Consider the following 18822-nt stretch of genomic DNA (forward strand, 5'->3'; position numbering starts at 1 on the left):
TTGGTTCGTCCTTGGCAAGCCTCCAGGGGTGCGGGGGCCGCGGACGTGGCGGGGTTCTAGCCGCAAACCTGGGAAATGACAAGGAAATGAAGGGGCCGGCTGCCCCTTCGTCCCATCCTCGTACGGCCTGCGGCATCAGCCATCCGCACTGCCGGCCCCCGGCGAGCCGCCGGCCGCACCGCCAAGCTTGGCTTCCAACACCGCGATCCGGGCCTTCAGCGCCTCGTTCTCCTCACGGGCGAGCCGGGCCATGTCCTTGACGGCCTCGAACTCCTCGCGCTTCACGATGTCCAGGTCGTTCAGGATCTTTTCCGCCTGGTTGCGGATGACGGAATCGACCTCCCGCTTCATGCCCTGGGCAGCGCCCGCGGCATCGTTCATCAGGCGGCCGAGTTCATCGAAAAACCGGTTGTTGGTCTGGGTCATGCTCAAACTCCGCTTCCCGCGACGCGCTCGATCACACAATGGCGATCCGTCCCGCCGGCTTCAAGATGGGCTCGTCTTGTCATGCCTCGGTTTCCTTGTCATCGTACTTGTTGCGCCAGCCCGCCGCGCTGTATGAGCGGCCGAAGGACCATATGAGCCGCGTACGTTCATGTGGGTCAAAGCCCGCATCGCCCGCGTGCCTCCCGACGCGGAACGCCGTGCCCACGAAAGCCTGTGAATGACGCCTCTCCTCATCGACTTTCCCGTGTTCGATCCGGTTGCGATCGCACTCGGCCCGCTCGCGATCCGGTGGTACGCGCTGGCCTATATCTGCGGCATCGTGATCGGCTGGCTCTATGCCCGTTCGCTCCTGAAGAAGGAGCGGCTGTGGGGCGGACCGGCGCCGATCTCGCTGCCCCAGCTCGACGACTTCATCCTGTGGGCCACGCTCGGCATCATCCTCGGCGGCCGCAGCGGCTACGTGCTGTTCTACAATCTTCCGCACTTCATCAAGGACCCGCTGGATATTTTCCAGCTGTGGAACGGCGGCATGTCGTTCCACGGCGGCTTCATGGGCTGCGTGGTCGCGGTGATCTGGTTCGCCCGCCGCAACGGCCTGCCGATCCTCTCGCTCGGCGACGTCACCACGGCAGTCGCGCCGATCGGCCTGCTGCTCGGCCGCATCGCCAATTTCATCAAACCCGAATTGTGGGGAAGGGCGGCTGATCCCGATCTGCCCTGGGCCATGGTCTTTCCGACCGATCCCACCCAGCTGCCGCGCCATCCGAGCCAGCTCTACGAAGCGGGCCTCGAGGGCATCGTGCTGTTCATCGTGCTGGCCATCATGATCCGGTTCGGCGCGCTGAAGCGGCCGGGGCTGATCCTCGGCAGCTTCATCGGCCTGTATGGCCTCTCCCGCATCGTCAGCGAATTTTTCCGCGAACCGGATCCGCAACTCGGCTTCCTCTGGCGCGGCATGACCATGGGCATGCTGCTGTCGGTACCGATGCTGATCGTCGGCGCCATCCTGGTGGCCCGGGCGCTGCGCAAGCCTGCGACTCATCAAGCCACTCCCCCGCTGCAGGCCCATCCGTGATCGAAACGTCTCCGCTCCACACCGAGATCAAGCGGCTGATCAAGGCGTCCGGTCCGATGCCGGTCTGGCGCTACATGGAGCTGTGCCTGATGCATCCGGAGCACGGCTACTACATCTCGCGCGATCCGCTCGGGCGTGAGGGCGACTTCACCACCGCGCCGGAAGTGAGCCAGATGTTCGGCGAGCTGCTCGGCCTGTGGGCGGCTTCGATCTGGAAGGCGACGGGATCGCCGCAGCAGTTTCGGCTGATCGAGATCGGACCCGGCCGCGGCACCATGATGTCCGATGCGCTGCGCGCATTGCGCGTGCTGCCGCCGCTGTACCAGACGATCTCGGTGCACATGGTCGAGGTCAACCCGGTGCTGCGCGAGAAGCAGAAGGCGACCCTGACCGGCCTGCGCAACGTCACCTGGCACGACAGCTTCGACGAGGTGCCCGAGGGCCCCAGCGTCATCTTCGCCAACGAGTATTTCGACGTGCTGCCGATCCACCAGATGATCAGGCGCGAGACCGGCTGGCACGAGCGCGTGGTCGAGCTCGACGAGGAGGAAAACTTCGTCTACGGCGCCGCCGCGGATCCGACCCCGGGCTTCGAGCTGCTGCTGCCGCCGCTGGTGCGCGCCGCGCCGGCCGGCGCGATCTTCGAATGGCGGCCGAACACGCAGATGATGGCGCTGGCCAAGCGCCTCCGCGACCAGCGCGGCGCCGCCGTCGTCATCGATTACGGTCATGTCCGCAGCGACGTCGGCGATACCTTCCAGGCCATCGCCCGCCACAGCTTCGCCGACCCCTTGAAGACGCCGGGGCTTGCCGACATCACCGCCCATGTCGATTTCGACGCGCTGGCGCGCACGGCGGAAGCGGTCGGCGCGCGCGTCCACGGCCCGGTCACGCAGGGCGAATTCCTGCAGCGGCTCGGCATCGAGACGCGGGCCCTGACCCTGATGCAGAAGGCGTCGCCCGAAGTCTCGGCCGACATCGCCAGCGGGCTGAAGCGCCTGACCGGCGGCGGCCGCGGCGGCATGGGCTCGCTGTTCAAGGTGCTCGGCGTGTCCGATCCGGCGATTCCGGTCCTGGCCGGAATCAGCGACGAGCACACCAACGAGAAGACGGGAGGCGCATGATGCTGGTGTCATCGGATGTAATGTCCGCTATCCCGGGCCTGCGCCACGCCTTCTTCACCCGTGAGGGCGGTGTCTCCGATGGCATCTATGCCGGGCTGAATGGCGGACTGGGATCGAACGACGTGCCGGAGGCCGTCCGGGAAAATCGCCGCCGCATGGCGGCGCATCTCGGCGTGACACCCGAGCAGTTCCTCAGCCTGCACCAGATCCATTCGCCCGATGTCGTGGTTGCGGCCGGACCGTGGGATGGTCCTGTCAGACCGAAGGCCGACGCCATCGTGACGGCGACGCCCAATCTCGCGATCGGCGTCACAACGGCCGATTGCGGGCCGATCCTGTTCGTCGATCCCGAGAGGCGCGTGATTGGCGCCGCCCATGCCGGCTGGAAAGGTGCGCTCACCGGCGTGCTCGAATCCACGCTGCAGGCGATGGAGGAGCTCGGCGCAGAGCGCGGCCGGATCATCGCCGCGATCGGTCCGCTGATCCGCCAGCCGAGCTACGAAGTCGGCGCCGAGTTCGTCACCCGCTTCGTCGACGATGACGCGGAGCACGCGCGCTTCTTCCTGCCCTCGCCGCGCGACGGGCATGCGATGTTCGATCTCGGCGGCTTCATCCGGATGCGGCTGGAAAAAGCCGGCGTGCTGCTGATCGACGATCTCGGCCTCGATACCTATGCCGACCAGCGCTTCTTCAGTTACCGCCGCTCGGTCCATCGCAAGGAGCCGGACTACGGCCGGCATGTCCACGCCATCATGCTCGAAGGCTGAAGCTGGGCGCGATTGTGGCCGCATGTGGATTGCTTAACCGTTTCTCTACAACTGACGACGTTCTGTCCCGATCTGTGGCAGCGGCGACCTAGACGTTAATCGATTTTAACGATATCGCTCCCGATGATGAGGGGAGCGCCGACACCACTTCGACTGATCAGCCGCGCCGCGCAGCACGCCTGCGTTGCCGCCGTCCTGATCACGTCTGCCGCAACGCTCGGCGGCTGCGCGAGCAGCAGCGGCGGTCCGGCGAACGCCTATGCGATGGCGCCCGCATCGGATAGCGCCACGATCGCCTTCGAGCAGATCGACGGTCCGCCGCCGCAGATCTTCGATCGCATGGTCAGCGTGCTCGACAGCGAATCCAAGCTGCGCAGCCTCGCCATCGTCTCGCGCGAGGCCCCGGCCGCCTATCGCGTCCGCACCTATCTCTCGGCGCAGGTCGTCAGCGGCAAGAGCGTGATCTCCTGGGTGTTCGACGTCTATGACCGCAACCAGCAGCGCGCGCTGCGCCTGTCCGGCGAGGAGCCGATCGGACGCGGCGGACGTGATCCCTGGAACGCCGTCGACGACATGGTGCTGCGGAAGATCGCGCAGGCTGGTTTCAGCGGCCTCTCGGGCATGCTGAACGGCACGGCGCCGGCCGGGAGCGCGCCAGCGGCGGCGCCGGCCACGCGCGGCCCTGCGGTCGCGGCGACCGAACCGGCCTCGCCTTCCGCGGGCGGCACCAGCGTCGCCGCCCTCGGCTACACCGACCATTAGGCAAAGCGGCGCATTTTGCGCCGTTTTTTGACCGGGAAAACACGCGTGGCGGGTTGCCAGCCGCGCAGTGTCCTTGATATCACCTCGCCCGTGCAAAAGTGCCGGTTCCACGGATAGCCCGATATGCTGAATAAGGTCTCCAGCGAGACGCGAGGAGAATTCGCGATGTCGGCCAAGAACGGCTCCATCAAGCTCGTAGCGGGCAACTCCAATCCGGCTCTGGCCGCGGGCATCGCCGCCGAGCTCGGCTTGCCGCTGACGAAAGCCGTGGTCCGGCGCTTCGCCGACATGGAGATCTTCGTCGAGATCCAGGAGAACGTGCGCGGCTCCGACGTCTTCATCATTCAGTCGACGTCGTATCCGGCGAACGACCTGCTGATGGAACTTCTGATCATCACCGATGCGCTCCGCCGCGCCTCCGCGCGCCGCATCACCGCCGTGGTGCCCTATTTCGGCTACGCGCGGCAGGATCGCAAGTCCGGCTCGCGCACACCGATCTCGGCCAAGCTCGTCGCCAACCTGATCACCCATGCCGGCGTCGACCGCGTCATGACGCTCGATTTGCATGCCGGCCAGATCCAGGGCTTCTTCGACATTCCGACCGACAACCTCTATGCCGCGCCGCTGATGGTGCGCGACATCAAGGACCGGTTCGACCTCTCCAACGTCATGGTCGTCTCGCCCGACGTCGGCGGTGTCGCCCGCGCCCGCGGTCTCGCCAAGCGCATCAACACGCCGCTCGCCATCGTCGACAAGCGGCGCGAGCGCCCCGGCGAGTCCGAGGTCATGAACGTGATCGGCGACGTCTCCGGCCATACCTGCATCCTGATCGACGACATCGTCGATTCCGGCGGCACGCTGGTGAACGCGGCCGATGCGCTGCTCAAATACGGCGCCAAGGAAGTCTACGCCTACATCACCCACGGCGTGCTCTCCGGCGGCGCCGCGACCCGCATCACCTCGTCGCGGCTGAAGGAGCTCGTCATCACCGACTCCATCATGCCGACCGAAGCCGTCCGCAACGCTCCGAACATCCGCGCTTTGCCGATCGCGCCGCTGATCGCCGAAGCCATCGGCCGGACGGCTGCGGAAGAGTCGGTATCGAGCCTGTTCGACTGAGGCTGTCGCTCTTGCGAGCGAGAACGTCGACATCGCACACCGCCGTCATTCCCCGCGAAAGCGGGGAATCCAGTACGCCGCGGCTCCTCGATCAATCACAACCATCTCCCTTTACTGGATCGCCCGGTCAAGCCGGGCGATGACACTGGTGTTTGGGCGGAGGGCCTGCCCCACACTCCGTCATTGCGAGGAGCAAAGCGTTGGTGGCACAAAGGCCGCCGCGCGCCCCGTCCCCGTAGCCCGGATGAGCGCAGCGACATCCGGGGTCACCGCTGATACGCGTAAGAACCCGGATATCGCTGCGCTCATCCGGGCTACGCAGGAGCTGATACACCTCCGCGATCTCGCGGCGCTTGTTGCGTCCGAGCTTTGATCACAGCATCGCCCTCTTGGTGGAGGGCGCAGGGAAGGCCGGGCGCCGGCCGCGCCCGTGGCCCGCCTGCGAAAAAAATGCAGGCGGCAGGTACCACAGGTCTGGCCGAGAACACCCGGCCCTCCCTGCGCGATGGCTCTACAGCTGCTTCGCGTTCTCCCCGGTGCACCGGCTTTTGGCCACCGTGCGCGCAACACGCTTATCGCGCGTTACGCGGGACACCAGCTTCGGGGTGCCAGGACCGCGCGACTTGACCGTGCGTGCCGGATCGTTCGTCGGCGCAAACTGAATTACGCTGCGACCCGACACGCCCACCGCATTCCGCTGCCGACGTCCATGACGACCGCGATACGTCCCCTCCGACGCAACGGAATGAGCGGGACCATAATGCTGATTTGGCGAAGTAGCCAAACGATTTATTTTTATCCGAAGGGCTAGACAGCTTTTCGGGACGCAGACTGATTTGCCCGACGGGCGCAGATCGCGTACCTATCTGGGTTGCGGGAGATGAAGGATGAGATATGCCGACGGGCAACTGGTAGCGCTGGGAGATCGCGTCCGCCTCGGCGGCGATGATGGCGGCCTAGTCGTCGCGGATATCGATACCGGCCAATTCAGCGCCGACTTTCCGCAGGTCGAGTGGACTTATCTCCGAAAGGGGGCTCTCATTCGGTTTCCGACCTACGGACTGATCCACTACGAAGTGGCCGAGCCAGGCCTTGAGCTGGTATCACGCGCGCCCCCGTCTCACTTAGGTCGTAAGTAGCAGAGACTCTCGCTCCACATGTCATTCCGGGGCGCGCGGAGCGACAAAGTCGCGTGAGCGCGAGCCCGGAATCCATATCGACGATGGCCTGCGGTCCATCGAGATAGCTGCCTGCGGCTATCTTCCCGTCCCAAATGTCGGCCCGTGGTTATGGATTCCGGGCTCATTCGCGCTCAAACAACGGCTTCGCCGTTCTGCGAACGCGAATGCTCCGGAATGACATGTGGAGAGAGAGGCGGCCGAACGAGACACCATCCGGCTGACCGGCGTCTACATTCCCCGCGCCTTGCACGGCTCGCCCCATTCAGTCAAAACATCCCCTACGACACCAAGGACAACAACAAGAACTCATCACGAGCCCCGCCCCATCATGTTCAGCGCCATCGAACGCCCGCCGGGCCCGCCGCCCGGCCTTGCCCAGATCGCTGCCGACTTCGGCCCGCTCTATGCCTCGCACGGCTTCGTCGGCTGGCTGTTCGCGATCACCGGGCCCGTCGCCATCATTCTCTCGGTCGGCGCCAATGGCGGGCTGACGCAGGCGGAGATCGCGTCGTGGATCTTTGGCGTGTTCTTCATCAACGGGCTGATCACGCTCTTGCTGTCGTGGCGCTATCGCGAGCCGCTGGTGCTGTTCTGGACCATTCCGGGCACCGTGCTGGTCGGCCAGTCGCTGACGCATCTCAGCTTTGCGCAGGTCGTGGGCGCGTTCTACGGCACGGCGCTGCTGATGCTGATCCTCGGGCTCACGGGCTGGGTCAAGCGCGCGATGCAATTGGTGCCGATGCCGATCGTGATGGGCATGGTCGCCGGCGTGTTCCTGCGCTTCGGCCTCGATCTGGTGCGCGCCGTATTCGCGGATTTCGCCATCGCCGGGCCGATGGTCGTGCTCTGGCTGCTGCTGACCGCGCTGCCCGCACTCGGCCGGCGCTGCCCGCCGATCATCGGCGCGCTCATCGTCGGCACACTGGCAGCGATCGTATTTGGCAAATACGACCACAGCGCGCCACTCCAGATCGCGCTGATCCGGCCGGTGATCCAAACGCCCTCCTGGTCACTCGCGGCCATGATCGAGCTCATCGTGCCGCTCGCGGTCACCGTGCTGGTGGTGCAGAATGGCCAGGGCTTTGCGGTGCTGGCCGCCGCCGGCCACAAGCCGCCGGTCAATCTCGTCACCGTGGCCTGCGGCATCGGCTCGGCGCTATCAGCTGTCGTGGGCGGCGTCTCGACCTGCCTGACCGGGCCAACCAACGCCATCGTCGTCTCGGGCGGCGAGCGCAAGCGTCATTATACCGCCGCGATGGCCGTCGGCGTGCTCGCGCTCGGCTTCGGGCTGCTGGCGCCGACCTTTACGACGCTGCTGCTGATCGCGCCCAAATCATTGATCACGACGCTGGCAGGGCTTGCCATGCTGCGCGTGCTGCAGACGGCGTTCGTGACAGCGTTCAGGACGCGGTTCTCGCTGGGCGCACTGATCGCCTTTCTGGTGACCGTCGCCGACGTGCCGCTGCTCAACATCGGCGCCGCGTTCTGGGGACTGGTCGCAGGCTTCGCGCTGTCGTGGCTGCTGGAGCGGGCGGATTTCGCGACCGAAGCTGATATTTGAGCTGATTGCCGCATCGCATCACGCGCTCTTGTCGCATCCCCAGCCGAACGGACAACGCCCTGTTGCAGCGCCGCTGGATCGCGCTACACTTCCAGACCAAAGAAGAATGATCTCAAGAATGACCCTGGGAGGACACTGATGACCGCGATCACGCGCCGCAACATGCTTGCAGGCACCGCAGCAGCAGGCGCGCTGGCGCTGACCGGCCGACCGGCCTGGTCCGAGCCGCAGTGGAAGAAATACGCCGGCACCAAGCTCGAGGTGATCCTGGCCAAGGGGCCGCGCGGCGACAATCTGCAGAAGAACATCAAGGAATTCACCGCGCTGACCGGCATCGAGGTGGAATCCGAGCAGATCCCCGAGCAGCAGCAGCGGCAGAAAGTGGTGATCGAGCTGTCGTCGGGCAAGCCAAGCTTCGACGTCGTCCATCTGAGCTATCACGTGCAGAAGCGGCAGTTCGAGAAGGCGGGCTGGCTCGCCGACATCACCGACTTCATGAAGGACCCGAACCTCACCGCGCCGGACCTCGTGCAGAGCGATTTCTCTGCCGCTGGGCTGACTTACGCCAGCAACGACAAGGGCCGGATGTTCTCGCTGCCGTGGTCGGTGGACTACTTCATCCTCTACTACAACAAGGAGCTATTCGCGAAAAAGGGCGTCGAGGTGCCGAAGACGCTCGACGAGATGGTCGCAGCCGCGCAGAAGCTGACCGATGCCAAGGACGGCACCTTCGGCTTCGTCGGGCGCGGCCTGCGCAACGCCAACATGACGTTGTGGACGAACTTCTTCCTCAACTATGGCGGCGAGTTCCTCGATGCCAAGGGCAACATCCTGACCGATGGTCCCGAAGCGGTCGAAGCGACCAGGCTCTACCAGAAGCTGCTGACCACCTGCGCGCCTCCGGGCGTGGCCGGCTTCAACTGGATGGAGTCGATGGCCTCGTTCACGCAAGGCCGATCGGCGATGTGGATCGACGGCGTCGGCTGGGCGCCGCCGCTGGAGGATGCCAACGCCTCGCGCATCGTCGGCAAGGTCGGCTACACGGTGGTGCCGGCCGGTCCCAAAGGGCAGTATTCGGCGACCTATGGCGACGGCGTCGGCATCCCCGCGGCGTGCAAGAACAAGGAGGCCGCCTGGCTGCTGTGCCAATGGATGGTCTCGAAGGCGCAGGGCGCCCGCCTCGTGCAGGCCGGCGGCGGCGTGCCGTTCCGCAACTCCGTGCTCAACGATGCGGAGGTTCAGGGCGGCGTGAAGATGCCGAAGGAGTGGCTGCAGTCGGCGATCGACTCCGGCAAGATCTCCAAGCTCGGCCTGCCGGTGATCATCCCCGTGGCCGAATTCCGCGATCTCGTCGGCGCGGCGTTGACCGCCACGCTGTCGGGCGCCGATCCCGCGACCGAGCTGAAGAAGGCGCACGAACAGTTCCGCCCGATCCTGGAGCGCAGCGAAAAAGCGTGAGCACGATCGTCGAACAGGCCGGCGCGGCAGCGGAGGCTGCTGCGCCGGAACGTGCATTGCGGCCGCCATCCTATTGGCCGTTCGTGGTGCCGGCGCTGGTCACCGTGCTCGCGGTGATCATCTTTCCCTGGCTGTTCACGATCTGGATGAGCTTCCAGGAGTGGAAGGTCGGCTCGCCCACGACCTTCGTCGGCCTGTCGAACTATTTCAGGCTGCCGGCCGATCCGCGCTTCGTCGAGTCGGTCGGCCACACGCTGTCCTATACGGCGCTGTCGGTGCTGCTGCCGCTGGTGCTCGGCACCTTCGCCGCGGTGGTCTTCCACGCTCGCTTCCCCGGACGCGGATTGTTGCGCGCGCTGTTCATCATGCCGATGATGGCGACGCCGGTCGCGATCGCGCTGGTATGGACGATGATGTTCCATCCGCAACTCGGCATCCTGAACTATCTGCTGTCGCTGGTCGGCCTGCCGCCGCAGCTCTGGGTGTTTCACCCGGGCACCGTGATCCCGTCGCTGGTGCTGGTCGAGACCTGGCAATGGACGCCGCTGGTGATGCTGATCGTGCTCGGCGGCATCGCCTCGCTGCCGACCGAGCCTTACGAGAGCGCGCAGATCGACGGCGCCTCGACCTGGCAGATGTTCCGCTACATCACTTTGCCGCTGATCATGCCGTTTTTGTTCATCGCCGCGATGATCCGCGCCATCGACGCGATCAAGAGCTTCGACATCATCTTCGCGATCACCCAAGGCGGCCCCGGCTCGGCGTCGGAGACCATCAACCTCTATCTCTACAGCGTCGCCTTCGTCTATTACGACCTCGGCTATGCCTCGGCGATCGCGGTGGTGTTCTTCGCGCTGATCGTGGCGCTCACCGCACTGCTGCTGGTGCTGCGCCGCCGCGCGCAATGGAATGCGCTGGGGAACGACACATGAGCGCGCGCAGCATTCTCGGCCGGCTTGGGCTGGCGCTCGGCGTCTTCCTCATCGTCTCGCCGGCGATCCTGTTCTTCCTCTGGATGATCTCGCTGTCGGTGAAGTTCGAGGTCGACAATGCCGCCTATCCGCCGGTGTTCTGGCCGGAGCATTTCGCCTGGAAGAACTACACGGATGTGCTGTCTTCGAACCGCTTCTTCACCTACTTCAAGAACAGCCTGCTGGTGACCGGCGGCGCGACGTCGTTGGCGATGCTGGTCGGCGTGCCCGCCGGCTACGGCATCGCACGCATGGCCGCACACAAATCGGCGATCGTGATCCTGATCGCGCGCATCACGCCCGGCCTGTCCTATCTCATTCCGCTGTTCCTGATGTTCCAGTGGCTCGGCCTGCTCGGCACCTTGTGGCCGCAGATCATCATCCACCTCGTCGTCACCGTGCCGATCGTGATCTGGATCATGATCGGTTATTTCGAGACCACGCCGATCGAGCTCGAGGAGGCCGCGCGCATCGACGGCGCCACGCGCTGGCAGGTCTTTCGCCACGTCGCATTGCCTGTCGCCAAGCCAGGGCTCGCGGTCGCCTTCATCCTCGCGGTGATCTTCTCGTGGAATAATTTCGTGTTCGGCATCGTGCTGGCCGGCCGCGAGACACGCACCTTGCCGGTCGCGGTCTACAACATGATCTCGTTCGATCAGCTGAGTTGGGGACCGCTGGCGGCAGCGGCGCTGATCGTGACCTTACCGGTGCTGCTGCTGACGGTATTCGCGCAGCGGCAGATCGTCGCGGGGTTGACGGCAGGAGCCGTGAAGGGCGGCTGACCATCGCCTCAGCCGAACGGTGGATGATCTCTCGGTATAATGCATGCCATAGAGAACCTGCGGCGGAATGTCGAACTTGCCTTCGTCAGGCCACAGTCTGCCCCTTGGTTACCTGCATGGAACCGGGATTCGCCACGCGCCTGAAGCGCAGCGGCGGTGATCGCGTTGCTGGTTTCATCTCGTCTGAGTGCGGCTTCGTTCCAGCCGAATACCACTACGCCGCACGATCGACCGGCTGCGGATTTGCGCCCCGCCCGGTCCGTCGTGCAACCCATCACCGGCTGAACGCCCGACCGACGAAAGCTTCATGACGTCCGATCGCGACGCCTCCGCGCCAGACCGATTGGCTGCCTTGTTGCAGACCGACCTGCTCGACTCGCCGCCCGAGCCGGGCTTCGATCGCGTCACGCGCCTGACCACGCGGCTGCTGCAGGCGCCGGCCGCGATCATCGCGCTGGTCGATCGCGACCGGCAGTTCTTCAAAAGCTCGGTCGGCCTGTGCGAGCCGTGGGCCTCGCTGCGCGAGACGCCGCTCAGCCACTCGTTCTGCCAGCACGTCGTCACGTCGGCGCAGCCGCTGGTGATCAGCGACGCCAACCAGCATCCGCTGGTAAAGGACAATCTCGCGGTGCCGGTTCTCGGCGTGATCGCCTATCTCGGCGTCCCTCTGCGGCTGCCGAGCGGCGAGGTGATCGGCGCGCTCTGTGCGATCGATCATGAGCCGCGGCCGTGGAGCGATGACGACATCGCCCAGCTCACCGAGCTCAGCGAGATCGTGATGGACGAGATCGCGCTGCGCACCGAGAATACCCGGCGGCGCACGGTCGAACAGCACCATCGCGTGCTGGTCCATGAGCTCAATCATCGCGTCAAGAACACGCTCGCGCTGGTCGACAGCGTCATCGCGCTCAGCATCCGCGCCGATTCCGCGCTGGCCGAGTTCGGCGAGGCGTTGCGCGGCCGCATCGCCGCCCTGACCCGCAGCCACGCACTGGCGCTCGATCGCGGCCGCGAGGCGGTCGCCCTCGATGAGCTGGTCTGCGCCGAGCTCGCGCCGCTGCAGGGCGACCGTGTCGCGGTCGACGGCGCTGCCGTGCAGCTCCCGCCCGCCGTCGCGCTGTATCTGTCGATGGGGCTGCACGAGCTCGTCACCAATGCGGTGAAATACGGCGCACTGTCGAACGATGCGGGACGGGTGGCGTTGAGCTGGACGCATGCCGACGGACGGTTGAAGCTGTCCTGGCAGGAGAACGGCGGGCCGGAGGTCGCCCCGCCCGCGCGCAACGGCTTCGGCTCGCTGCTGTTCGAGCGCATCCTCGGCGCAGCGCTGAAGGGCCAGGTCACGCGTGACTTCGCGCCGGATGGGCTGAAGGTGACGTTCGATCTGCCGCTGACGGCGTGATCACCCGCGCTGGCCGCGCCTTCGTGTGAGCGTAATCTCGGCCAGGATCGACATCGCGATCTCCTCCGGCGTGATGGCGCCGAGATCGAGGCCTGCCGGCGCCTTGACCTTGTCGAGCAGCGCGGCGTCGATGCCGTCCTTGATCAGCTTGTCGCGCAGGCTGTCCATCTTGCGGCGGCTGCCGACGAAGGCGTGATAGGCGGCATCGCAAGCGAGCGCAGCGCGCAACGCGGCCTCGTCGCCCTTGCCTTGCGTCGATACCACGACGAAGCGGCTGCCGCAGCCCTGTTGTTCCAGCGCGAAGCCATCGATCACCAGGTCAGCCTCCGGCGTGGTGATGAGATCGGCAGCGGGCGCTACGAGGGTGACATGATAGCCGAGCGGCCGGGCCTGCGCGGCCAGCGCCAGCGCCACCGGGCTCGCGCCGAAGATCACCAGCGCGGGATGCGGCAGCACCGGCTCGACGAAGATGTCCATGGTCCCCTTGCTCGGGCACATGTTGCTGGCGAAGCGCACGCCCTCTTTGGTTTCACCCGGCTTGACGCCGAGCTCGGCAAGCAAATTGTCCGGCTGCACCGAGACCATGCGCGGGACACCGTCGGCGAGCGCCTCGCGCGCCGCCTTCAGCACGGCGCCGCGCGCACAGCCGCCGCCGATCCAGCCCGCGACGATGGTGCCGTCGGGACGAATGATCGCCTTCGCGCCGGCCTTCGCCGCGGTCACCGACACCGTGCGGACGACAGTGGCGAGCACGAAGCTTTCGTCGTTGGCTTTCAGCTGCGCGGCGAGATCGAGCAGTTCAGGGGAGGTGGTCATGGGTGAGCTCCTCTCGGCGGCATGGTCTCACAACCTCGCCAGATATGGCTCGAGCGCAGCGAGCGACGACAGCGTATGCGCCGGGGCGTAGAGATCGACATGTGGCAGCGCCGCCTTGATGCCACGCGCTTCCGGCGCGTAGCCGTCCCAGCCGAGCATCGGATTGAGCCAGACGATGCGGCGGCAGCGGCGTCTCAGTTGCGCCATCTCGCGGCCGAGCAGCGCGGGATCGCCGGTGTCGTAGCCGTCGGAGACGATCATCACGCAGGTGCGCGAATGGATGACGCGCGCGGCGTGCCAGCGATTGAAGGTCGCGAGGCTCTCGCCGATCTTCGTGCCGCCACCCGCGCCCTGCGCCATCATGGAGAGACGGTCGAGCGCCCGCGCGGCGTCCTTCTCCTTCATCGCATCGGAGACGTAGGCGAGCCGGGTATGGAACAGGAAGGCTTCGGCCTCGCGGAAAGCGTCGAGCACGCCGTGGATGAAGCGCAGGAACACGGCGGTGTAGGGACTCATCGAACCGGAGGCATCGAGCAGCACCACCAGCCGCAGCGGCTTGTGCTTGCGACGGCGATGCACCAGCGCAATCGGCACGCCGCCATGGCTGATGTTGCGGTGAATGGTCCGGCGAAGGTCGAGTCGATCGCCCTTCCTGCGCAACTGATCGCGGCGCGTCAGACGCGTCCGCATCGCCTTGGCGAGCCGCTCCGCCGCCTCGTGCGCCACCGCGACCTGGTCGGGATCGGCGAGTTTGCGGAAGTCGGTATCGGCCAGCGTCTCGACGCGCGATGCGCCTTCGCGCACGCCCTCGCCGCCTGCCTCGCGTGGTGTCTCGTCGGACGGAATCTGATCGGTTGCGCCTTGCGGTCCGTGCGAACCAGCACTCGCATCGTGCAGACTCTTCAGCGACGGACTGTTCGCCGCCGGCGGCGATCCCGCGACGAGCGAGCGCGAACGCACGCGCTTGCCGAGCCAGAATGCATCGAACAGGCCGTCGAAACGATCCCACTCGCTCTTGCGCGCCGAAAACAGATGCTTGAAGGCGGAGCGCAGCAGGCCGGGCCTGTCGGCATAGCCTTCGGCCATGACGGCCGCTGCGTCCTGCCCCTCCGCCAGACCAATAGCAAAGCCGTTGTCGCGTAGCGTCTTGAGAAATGCACCCAGGCGTCCCGCGACGAGCCGCGCCACCGCGTCCATGTCCTCGTGGTCGGGTGTGGCGCCACAGCAGCTCATGCGACCTTCCCCAACAGCCGCGCCGCGACCTCGCGGGTGACGCGCGAACGGTCCTCGTGAGTCTTGAGCAGGCACATCAGGGTGTCATGCACGACCTCCGGCTGGTCCTTGAGGTCTCTCACATCGAGCCCGACCAGTGCCGCCGCCCAGTCGAGCGTCTCGGCGACGCCGGGCAGCTTGCGCAGTTCCTCCTTGCGCAGGCCTTCGACCAGGCGCGCGATCTGCAGAGCGAGCGTGGCCGAGGCGCCATCGACCCGTGCAAGGATGATGCGGGCCTCGCGGTCGACGTCGGGATAGTCGACGTAGTGATAGAGGCAGCGCCGCCGCAGCGCGTCGGACAATTCGCGCGTGCCGTTGGAGGTCAGCACCACATGCGGGATGCTGGTCGCATGGATGGTGCCGAGCTCGGGGATCGAGACCTGGAAGTCGGACAACAGTTCCAGCAGGAACGCTTCGAACTCGTCGTCGGCGCGGTCGATCTCGTCGATCAGCAGCACCGGCGGCGCGGCGCGGCGGATCGCCGCCAGCAGCGGCCGCTCCAGCAGGTATTTTTCCGAGAAGATCTGATCTTCGATGGCATCTGCGTGGCCGCGATGGGCCTCGATCGCCAGCAGCTGGCGCTGGTAGTTCCACTCATAGAGCGCGGCGCTCTGGTCGAGCCCCTCATAGCATTGCAGCCGGATCAGCTCGGTGCCGTGCACGCAGGCGAGCGCCTTGGCCACCTCGGTCTTGCCGACACCGGCCTCGCCTTCGAGCAGCAGCGGCCGCTTGAGCAGCTGCATCAGGGCAACCGCAGTCGAAAGCTCGCCGTCGGCGATGTAGCCGCAGGCGGCGAGGGATTGAGCGATGTCGTCGCGGGTTTTCATGTCGAGATCAACTGCTGCGTCATCGGAGATGAACTCCCCTCCCCCTTGCGGGGAGGGGTTGGGGTGGGGGGTTCCACGCACACTGCCCGTGGGGTGCCCCTCTCCCTAACCCTCTCCCACAAGGGGGGAGGGAACGCACGGCCTATGCCGTTATGTATTCAGCTCCCTCGGCGTCATTGCGAGCGTAGATCGTGGGCGGGACTCTGGATTGCTTCGTCGCTTCGCTCCTCGCAATGACGGTTGTGCTGTTGGATCGAGCCTACGCCAACACGCGCAGATTCTTCGCCGCCTGCCAGTTGCGCCAGAAGTCGTGCGGCATCTGGATGTGCGTCGAGCCCAGGAACGAGAACGCGTCGTTGACAGCATTCGAGAACGCCGGCACGCCGCCGACGTTCGGGCTTTCGCCGACGCCCTTGGCGCCGATCGGGTGGTGCGGCGACGGGGTGACGGTGAAGTCGGTCTCCCAATGCGGCGTCTCGACGGCGGTCGGCATGAAGAAGTCCATGAACGAGCCAGTGACCACGTTGCCCTCGGAATCGTAGCGGATCTCCTGGCCCATCGCGATCGCGAAGGCTTCGGTGAGGCCGCCATGGACCTGGCCCTCGATGATCATCGGATTGATGCGGGTGCCGCAATCGTCGAGCGCGTAGAAGCGCCGGATCTTGTAGACGCCGGTATCGACGTCGATGTCCATCACGCAGAGATAGGCGCCGAACGGATAGGTCATGTTGGGCGGATCGTAGTAGCTCACTGCCTCCAGCCCCGGCTCCATGCCGGGCGGCACCGAATTATACGCTGCCCAGCAGATATCCTTCATCGACATCGCCTTCTCCGGCAGGCCCTTGACGCGGAAGCCGTCGATGTCCCATTCGAGATCGTCCTCGTGGACCTCGAGCTTGTAGGCCGCGATCATCTGCGCCTTGGCCTTGATTTTTCGCGCGGCCATCGCGATGGCGGCGCCAGCCACAGGTGTTGAGCGCGAGCCGTAAGTGCCGAGGCCGTAAGGCGCGGTGTCGGTGTTGCCCTCCTCCACCATGATGTTGTCGGCCGGAATGCCGATCTCGGTGGCGATGATCTGCGCCCAGGTGGTCTCGTGGCCCTGGCCCTGGCTCTTGGACCCCACGCGCGCAATGCCGGCACCGGTCGGATGCAGGCGAATCTCGCAGGAATCGAACATCGCGATCCCCAGGATGTCGCAGTTCTTCGACGGTCCCGCGCCGACGATCTCGGTGAAGAAGGAGACGCCGAGCCCCATGATCTCGCGGGTTTCGCCGCGCTTGAACGCTTCGCGCTTCTCGGCCTGCTGCTTGCGCAAGCCGGCGTAGTCCACGCTCTCCATCATCTTGCGCATCGCGGTGTGGTAGTCGCCGGAATCGTATTCCCAGCCGAGCGCCGAGTGATAGGGAAACTGCTCCGGCTTGATGAAGTTCTTCAGCCGCAGTTCGGCCGGATCCATGCCGAGCTTTTGCGCCAGAATGTCCATCCCGCGCTCGATGCAATAGGCCGCCTCGGTGACACGGAACGAGCAGCGATAGGCGACGCCGCCCGGCGCCTTGTTGGTGTAGATGCCGTCGACGCTGAGATGCGCGACCGGGAAGTCATAGGAGCCGGTGACGATGTTGAAGAAGCCGGCCGGCCATTTCGACGGATCGGCGCAGGCATCGAAGGCGCCGTGATCGGCCAGCACATGGACGCGCAGGCCGGTGACCTTGCCTTCTTTGGTCGCGGCGATCTCAGTCGTCATATGATAGTCGCGGGCGAACGACGTCGCTGTCAGGTTCTCGATGCGGTCCTCGACCCATTTCACCGGCTTGCCGGTGACGATCGAGGCCACGGCAGCGCAGATGTAGCCGGGATAGGCGCCGACCTTGTTGCCGAAGCCGCCGCCGATGTCGGGCGCGATCACATGGATCTTGTGCTCGGGGAGCTTGGCGATCAGCGACACCACGGTGCGGATCACATGCGGCGCCTGGAACGTGCCCCAGATCGTCAGCTCGCCCTTGATCTTGTCGAACGAGCAGACGCACTGGCAGGTCTCCAGCGGCGACGGATGGGTGCGATGGTAGGAGATCATCTCCTTGATCGTGACCTCGGCCTTGTTGAAGGCGGCGTCGGTCAGCTCGCGGTCGCCGACGCTCCATTCGAAGATGTGGTTGTGGTGCTTGCGCGGGCCGTGCGCGCCGGAGGTCTTGCCGGCGAGATCCTCGCGCAGCACGGGCGCGTCCGCGTCCATCGCCCTGAACGGATCGACCAGCACCGGCAGCGCCTCGTACTCGACCACGACCTTGGCGACGCCGTCGTCCGCAGCGTAGCGGTCGGTCGCGACAACGAAGGCGACCTCCTGGTTCTGGAATAGCACCTTGCCGTCGGCCAGCACCATCTGCACGTCGCCGGCGAGGGTCGGCATCCAGGCGAGGTTGACGGTCTTCAGCGTCTCCGCGGTGATCACGGCGAGCACGCCGGGCACCTTCAGCGCCTCTTCGCTGTTGATCGACTTCACCCGCGCATGGGCATGCGGCGAGCGCACGAAGTCGCCATGCAGCATGCCCGGCAATTTCACGTCATCGACGTAGTTGCCCCGTCCTTGGGTGAAGCGGATATCCTCGACGCGCTTGCGCTTGCAGCCCATGCCTTCGAGCGCGGCTTCGCGTTGTTCCCGCGTGGGAGTGAGGTCATTCATTCCGCAGCCTCCTGGAATTCAACGCCGTTGATCTTGGCGGCGGCGTATTGGATCGCCTTGACGATGTTCTGATAGCCGGTGCAGCGGCAGATGTTGCCGGAGATGCCGGCGCGGATCTCGGCTTCCGTCGGCGACGGATTCTCCTGCAGCAGCCGATGCGCGCGCAGAATCATGCCGGGCGTGCAGAAGCCGCATTGCAGGCCGTGCATCATGCGAAAGCCTTCCTGCAGCGGCGACAAGGTGCCGTCGGCATTGGCCATGCCCTCGATCGTGGTGATCTCGGCGCCGTTGGCCTGCACCGCCAGCATGGTGCAGCTCTTCACGCTCATGCCGTCGATATCGATGGTGCAGGCGCCGCAATGGCTGGTCTCGCAGCCGATATGGGTGCCGGTGAGCTGCGCCTGCTCGCGCAGGAAGTGAACCAGCAAGGTGCGCGGCTCCGCGAGGCCCTCGACCTCGCTGCCGTTCACTTTCATCGTGACGTGGGTTTTGGGCATTTGGTGCTCCGTCGAAAACTGCTGTTTGGGCCCGGCTAATGCCGCGGTGTCAGTGCGCTCCCCTCCCCCTTGCGGGGAGGG

General features: G+C 65.7%; 18 protein-coding genes. 11 read left to right on the forward strand and 7 right to left on the reverse strand.

Annotation, left to right across the window (positions count from 1 at the left end; translation table 11 throughout):
* Positions 1-135: 135 nt before the first annotated feature.
* Positions 136-426, reverse strand: coding sequence for an accessory factor UbiK family protein (locus S58_RS30290; RefSeq protein WP_015669244.1), 291 nt, complete (start codon positions 424-426; stop codon positions 136-138).
* A 238-nt stretch (positions 427-664) separates the two neighbouring features.
* On the opposite strand from S58_RS30290, the gene lgt reads away from it, so the two are divergent.
* The 4 genes from lgt (at position 665) to S58_RS30310 (ending at position 4175) form a co-directional block, all read left to right on the forward strand.
* Positions 665-1522 (forward strand): prolipoprotein diacylglyceryl transferase, encoded by an 858-nt coding sequence (lgt, locus tag S58_RS30295; protein ID WP_015669245.1) that lies wholly within the window; start codon positions 665-667, stop codon positions 1520-1522.
* On the forward strand, positions 1519-2646 hold the full coding sequence (locus S58_RS30300) for a class I SAM-dependent methyltransferase (protein ID WP_015669246.1): 1128 nt from the start codon (positions 1519-1521) through the stop codon (positions 2644-2646). Before lgt ends, S58_RS30300 begins: the two co-directional genes overlap by 4 nt.
* 20 nt (positions 2647-2666) lie before the next feature.
* The gene (gene pgeF, locus S58_RS30305; RefSeq protein WP_083938701.1) at positions 2667-3413 is read left to right on the forward strand and encodes a peptidoglycan editing factor PgeF; all 747 of its coding nucleotides are present in this window, start codon (positions 2667-2669) and stop codon (positions 3411-3413) included.
* Between the two features lie 123 nt (positions 3414-3536).
* Positions 3537-4175 (forward strand): hypothetical protein, encoded by a 639-nt coding sequence (locus S58_RS30310; RefSeq protein WP_015669248.1) that lies wholly within the window; start codon positions 3537-3539, stop codon positions 4173-4175.
* On the opposite strand, the gene S58_RS38330 is transcribed toward S58_RS30310, so the two are convergent.
* Positions 4172-4351 carry a hypothetical protein gene (locus tag S58_RS38330; RefSeq protein ID WP_162472350.1) on the reverse strand — a complete coding sequence of 60 codons (180 nt, stop codon included), beginning with the start codon at positions 4349-4351 and terminating at the stop codon, positions 4172-4174. The genes S58_RS30310 and S58_RS38330 overlap by 4 nt on opposite strands.
* Here S58_RS38330 and S58_RS30315 point away from each other — a divergent pair.
* The 7 genes from S58_RS30315 (at position 4341) to S58_RS30350 (ending at position 12649) form a co-directional block, all read left to right on the forward strand.
* Complete coding sequence (locus tag S58_RS30315) at positions 4341-5294, forward strand: ribose-phosphate pyrophosphokinase (protein WP_015669249.1); 954 nt, start codon at positions 4341-4343, stop codon at positions 5292-5294. The genes S58_RS38330 and S58_RS30315 overlap by 11 nt on opposite strands.
* Positions 5295-6181: 887 nt before the next feature.
* Positions 6182-6433 carry a hypothetical protein gene (locus tag S58_RS30325; RefSeq protein ID WP_015669251.1) on the forward strand — a complete coding sequence of 84 codons (252 nt, stop codon included), beginning with the start codon at positions 6182-6184 and terminating at the stop codon, positions 6431-6433.
* Positions 6434-6803: 370 nt separating this feature from the next.
* Complete coding sequence (locus S58_RS30330) at positions 6804-8036, forward strand: benzoate/H(+) symporter BenE family transporter (RefSeq protein ID WP_015669252.1); 1233 nt, start codon at positions 6804-6806, stop codon at positions 8034-8036.
* Positions 8037-8174: 138 nt separating this feature from the next.
* Positions 8175-9494 carry an ABC transporter substrate-binding protein gene (locus S58_RS30335; RefSeq protein ID WP_015669253.1) on the forward strand — a complete coding sequence of 440 codons (1320 nt, stop codon included), beginning with the start codon at positions 8175-8177 and terminating at the stop codon, positions 9492-9494.
* Positions 9491-10426 carry a carbohydrate ABC transporter permease gene (locus S58_RS30340; RefSeq protein WP_015669254.1) on the forward strand — a complete coding sequence of 312 codons (936 nt, stop codon included), beginning with the start codon at positions 9491-9493 and terminating at the stop codon, positions 10424-10426. Before S58_RS30335 ends, S58_RS30340 begins: the two co-directional genes overlap by 4 nt.
* A complete protein-coding gene (locus tag S58_RS30345; protein ID WP_015669255.1) occupies positions 10423-11247 on the forward strand; it encodes a carbohydrate ABC transporter permease in 825 nt (274 codons plus the stop codon). Before S58_RS30340 ends, S58_RS30345 begins: the two co-directional genes overlap by 4 nt.
* Positions 11248-11554: 307 nt before the next feature.
* Positions 11555-12649: an HWE histidine kinase domain-containing protein gene (locus S58_RS30350; RefSeq protein ID WP_015669256.1), complete on the forward strand. Its 1095-nt coding sequence runs from the start codon at positions 11555-11557 to the stop codon at positions 12647-12649.
* Here S58_RS30350 and S58_RS30355 read toward each other — a convergent pair whose 3' ends face one another.
* From S58_RS30355 to S58_RS30375, 5 genes are all read right to left on the reverse strand, one after another.
* Positions 12650-13465 (reverse strand): XdhC family protein, encoded by an 816-nt coding sequence (locus S58_RS30355; protein ID WP_015669257.1) that lies wholly within the window; start codon positions 13463-13465, stop codon positions 12650-12652.
* A 27-nt stretch (positions 13466-13492) separates the two neighbouring features.
* Positions 13493-14698, reverse strand: a complete 1206-nt coding sequence (locus S58_RS30360) for a vWA domain-containing protein (protein ID WP_015669258.1) — start codon at positions 14696-14698, stop codon at positions 13493-13495.
* Positions 14695-15564 (reverse strand): AAA family ATPase, encoded by an 870-nt coding sequence (locus S58_RS30365; protein WP_015669259.1) that lies wholly within the window; start codon positions 15562-15564, stop codon positions 14695-14697. Before S58_RS30365 ends, S58_RS30360 begins: the two co-directional genes overlap by 4 nt.
* A 259-nt stretch (positions 15565-15823) precedes the next feature.
* On the reverse strand, positions 15824-18244 hold the full coding sequence (locus tag S58_RS30370) for an aerobic carbon-monoxide dehydrogenase large subunit (RefSeq protein ID WP_015669260.1): 2421 nt from the start codon (positions 18242-18244) through the stop codon (positions 15824-15826).
* The gene (locus S58_RS30375) at positions 18241-18741 is read right to left on the reverse strand and encodes a (2Fe-2S)-binding protein (RefSeq protein ID WP_015669261.1); all 501 of its coding nucleotides are present in this window, start codon (positions 18739-18741) and stop codon (positions 18241-18243) included. Before S58_RS30375 ends, S58_RS30370 begins: the two co-directional genes overlap by 4 nt.
* Positions 18742-18822 lie beyond the last annotated feature (81 nt).

This window comes from Bradyrhizobium oligotrophicum S58 (assembly GCF_000344805.1).
Taxonomy (GTDB): Bacteria; Pseudomonadota; Alphaproteobacteria; order Rhizobiales; family Xanthobacteraceae; genus Bradyrhizobium; species Bradyrhizobium oligotrophicum.

Coding starts and splice junctions, on each gene's coding strand:
- S58_RS30290 (WP_015669244.1), bottom strand. CDS start 426: ATGACCCAGACCAACAACCGGTTTTTCGATGAACTCGGCCGCCTGATG.
- lgt (WP_015669245.1), top strand. CDS start 665: ATGACGCCTCTCCTCATCGACTTTCCCGTGTTCGATCCGGTTGCGATC.
- pgeF (WP_083938701.1), top strand. CDS start 2,667: ATGTCCGCTATCCCGGGCCTGCGCCACGCCTTCTTCACCCGTGAGGGC.
- S58_RS30310 (WP_015669248.1), top strand. CDS start 3,537: ATGATGAGGGGAGCGCCGACACCACTTCGACTGATCAGCCGCGCCGCG.
- S58_RS30315 (WP_015669249.1), top strand. CDS start 4,341: ATGTCGGCCAAGAACGGCTCCATCAAGCTCGTAGCGGGCAACTCCAAT.
- S58_RS30325 (WP_015669251.1), top strand. CDS start 6,182: ATGAGATATGCCGACGGGCAACTGGTAGCGCTGGGAGATCGCGTCCGC.
- S58_RS30330 (WP_015669252.1), top strand. CDS start 6,804: ATGTTCAGCGCCATCGAACGCCCGCCGGGCCCGCCGCCCGGCCTTGCC.
- S58_RS30335 (WP_015669253.1), top strand. CDS start 8,175: ATGACCGCGATCACGCGCCGCAACATGCTTGCAGGCACCGCAGCAGCA.
- S58_RS30345 (WP_015669255.1), top strand. CDS start 10,423: ATGAGCGCGCGCAGCATTCTCGGCCGGCTTGGGCTGGCGCTCGGCGTC.
- S58_RS30350 (WP_015669256.1), top strand. CDS start 11,555: ATGACGTCCGATCGCGACGCCTCCGCGCCAGACCGATTGGCTGCCTTG.
- S58_RS30355 (WP_015669257.1), bottom strand. CDS start 13,465: ATGACCACCTCCCCTGAACTGCTCGATCTCGCCGCGCAGCTGAAAGCC.
- S58_RS30360 (WP_015669258.1), bottom strand. CDS start 14,698: ATGAGCTGCTGTGGCGCCACACCCGACCACGAGGACATGGACGCGGTG.
- S58_RS30365 (WP_015669259.1), bottom strand. CDS start 15,564: ATGAAAACCCGCGACGACATCGCTCAATCCCTCGCCGCCTGCGGCTAC.
- S58_RS30370 (WP_015669260.1), bottom strand. CDS start 18,244: ATGAATGACCTCACTCCCACGCGGGAACAACGCGAAGCCGCGCTCGAA.
- S58_RS30375 (WP_015669261.1), bottom strand. CDS start 18,741: ATGCCCAAAACCCACGTCACGATGAAAGTGAACGGCAGCGAGGTCGAG.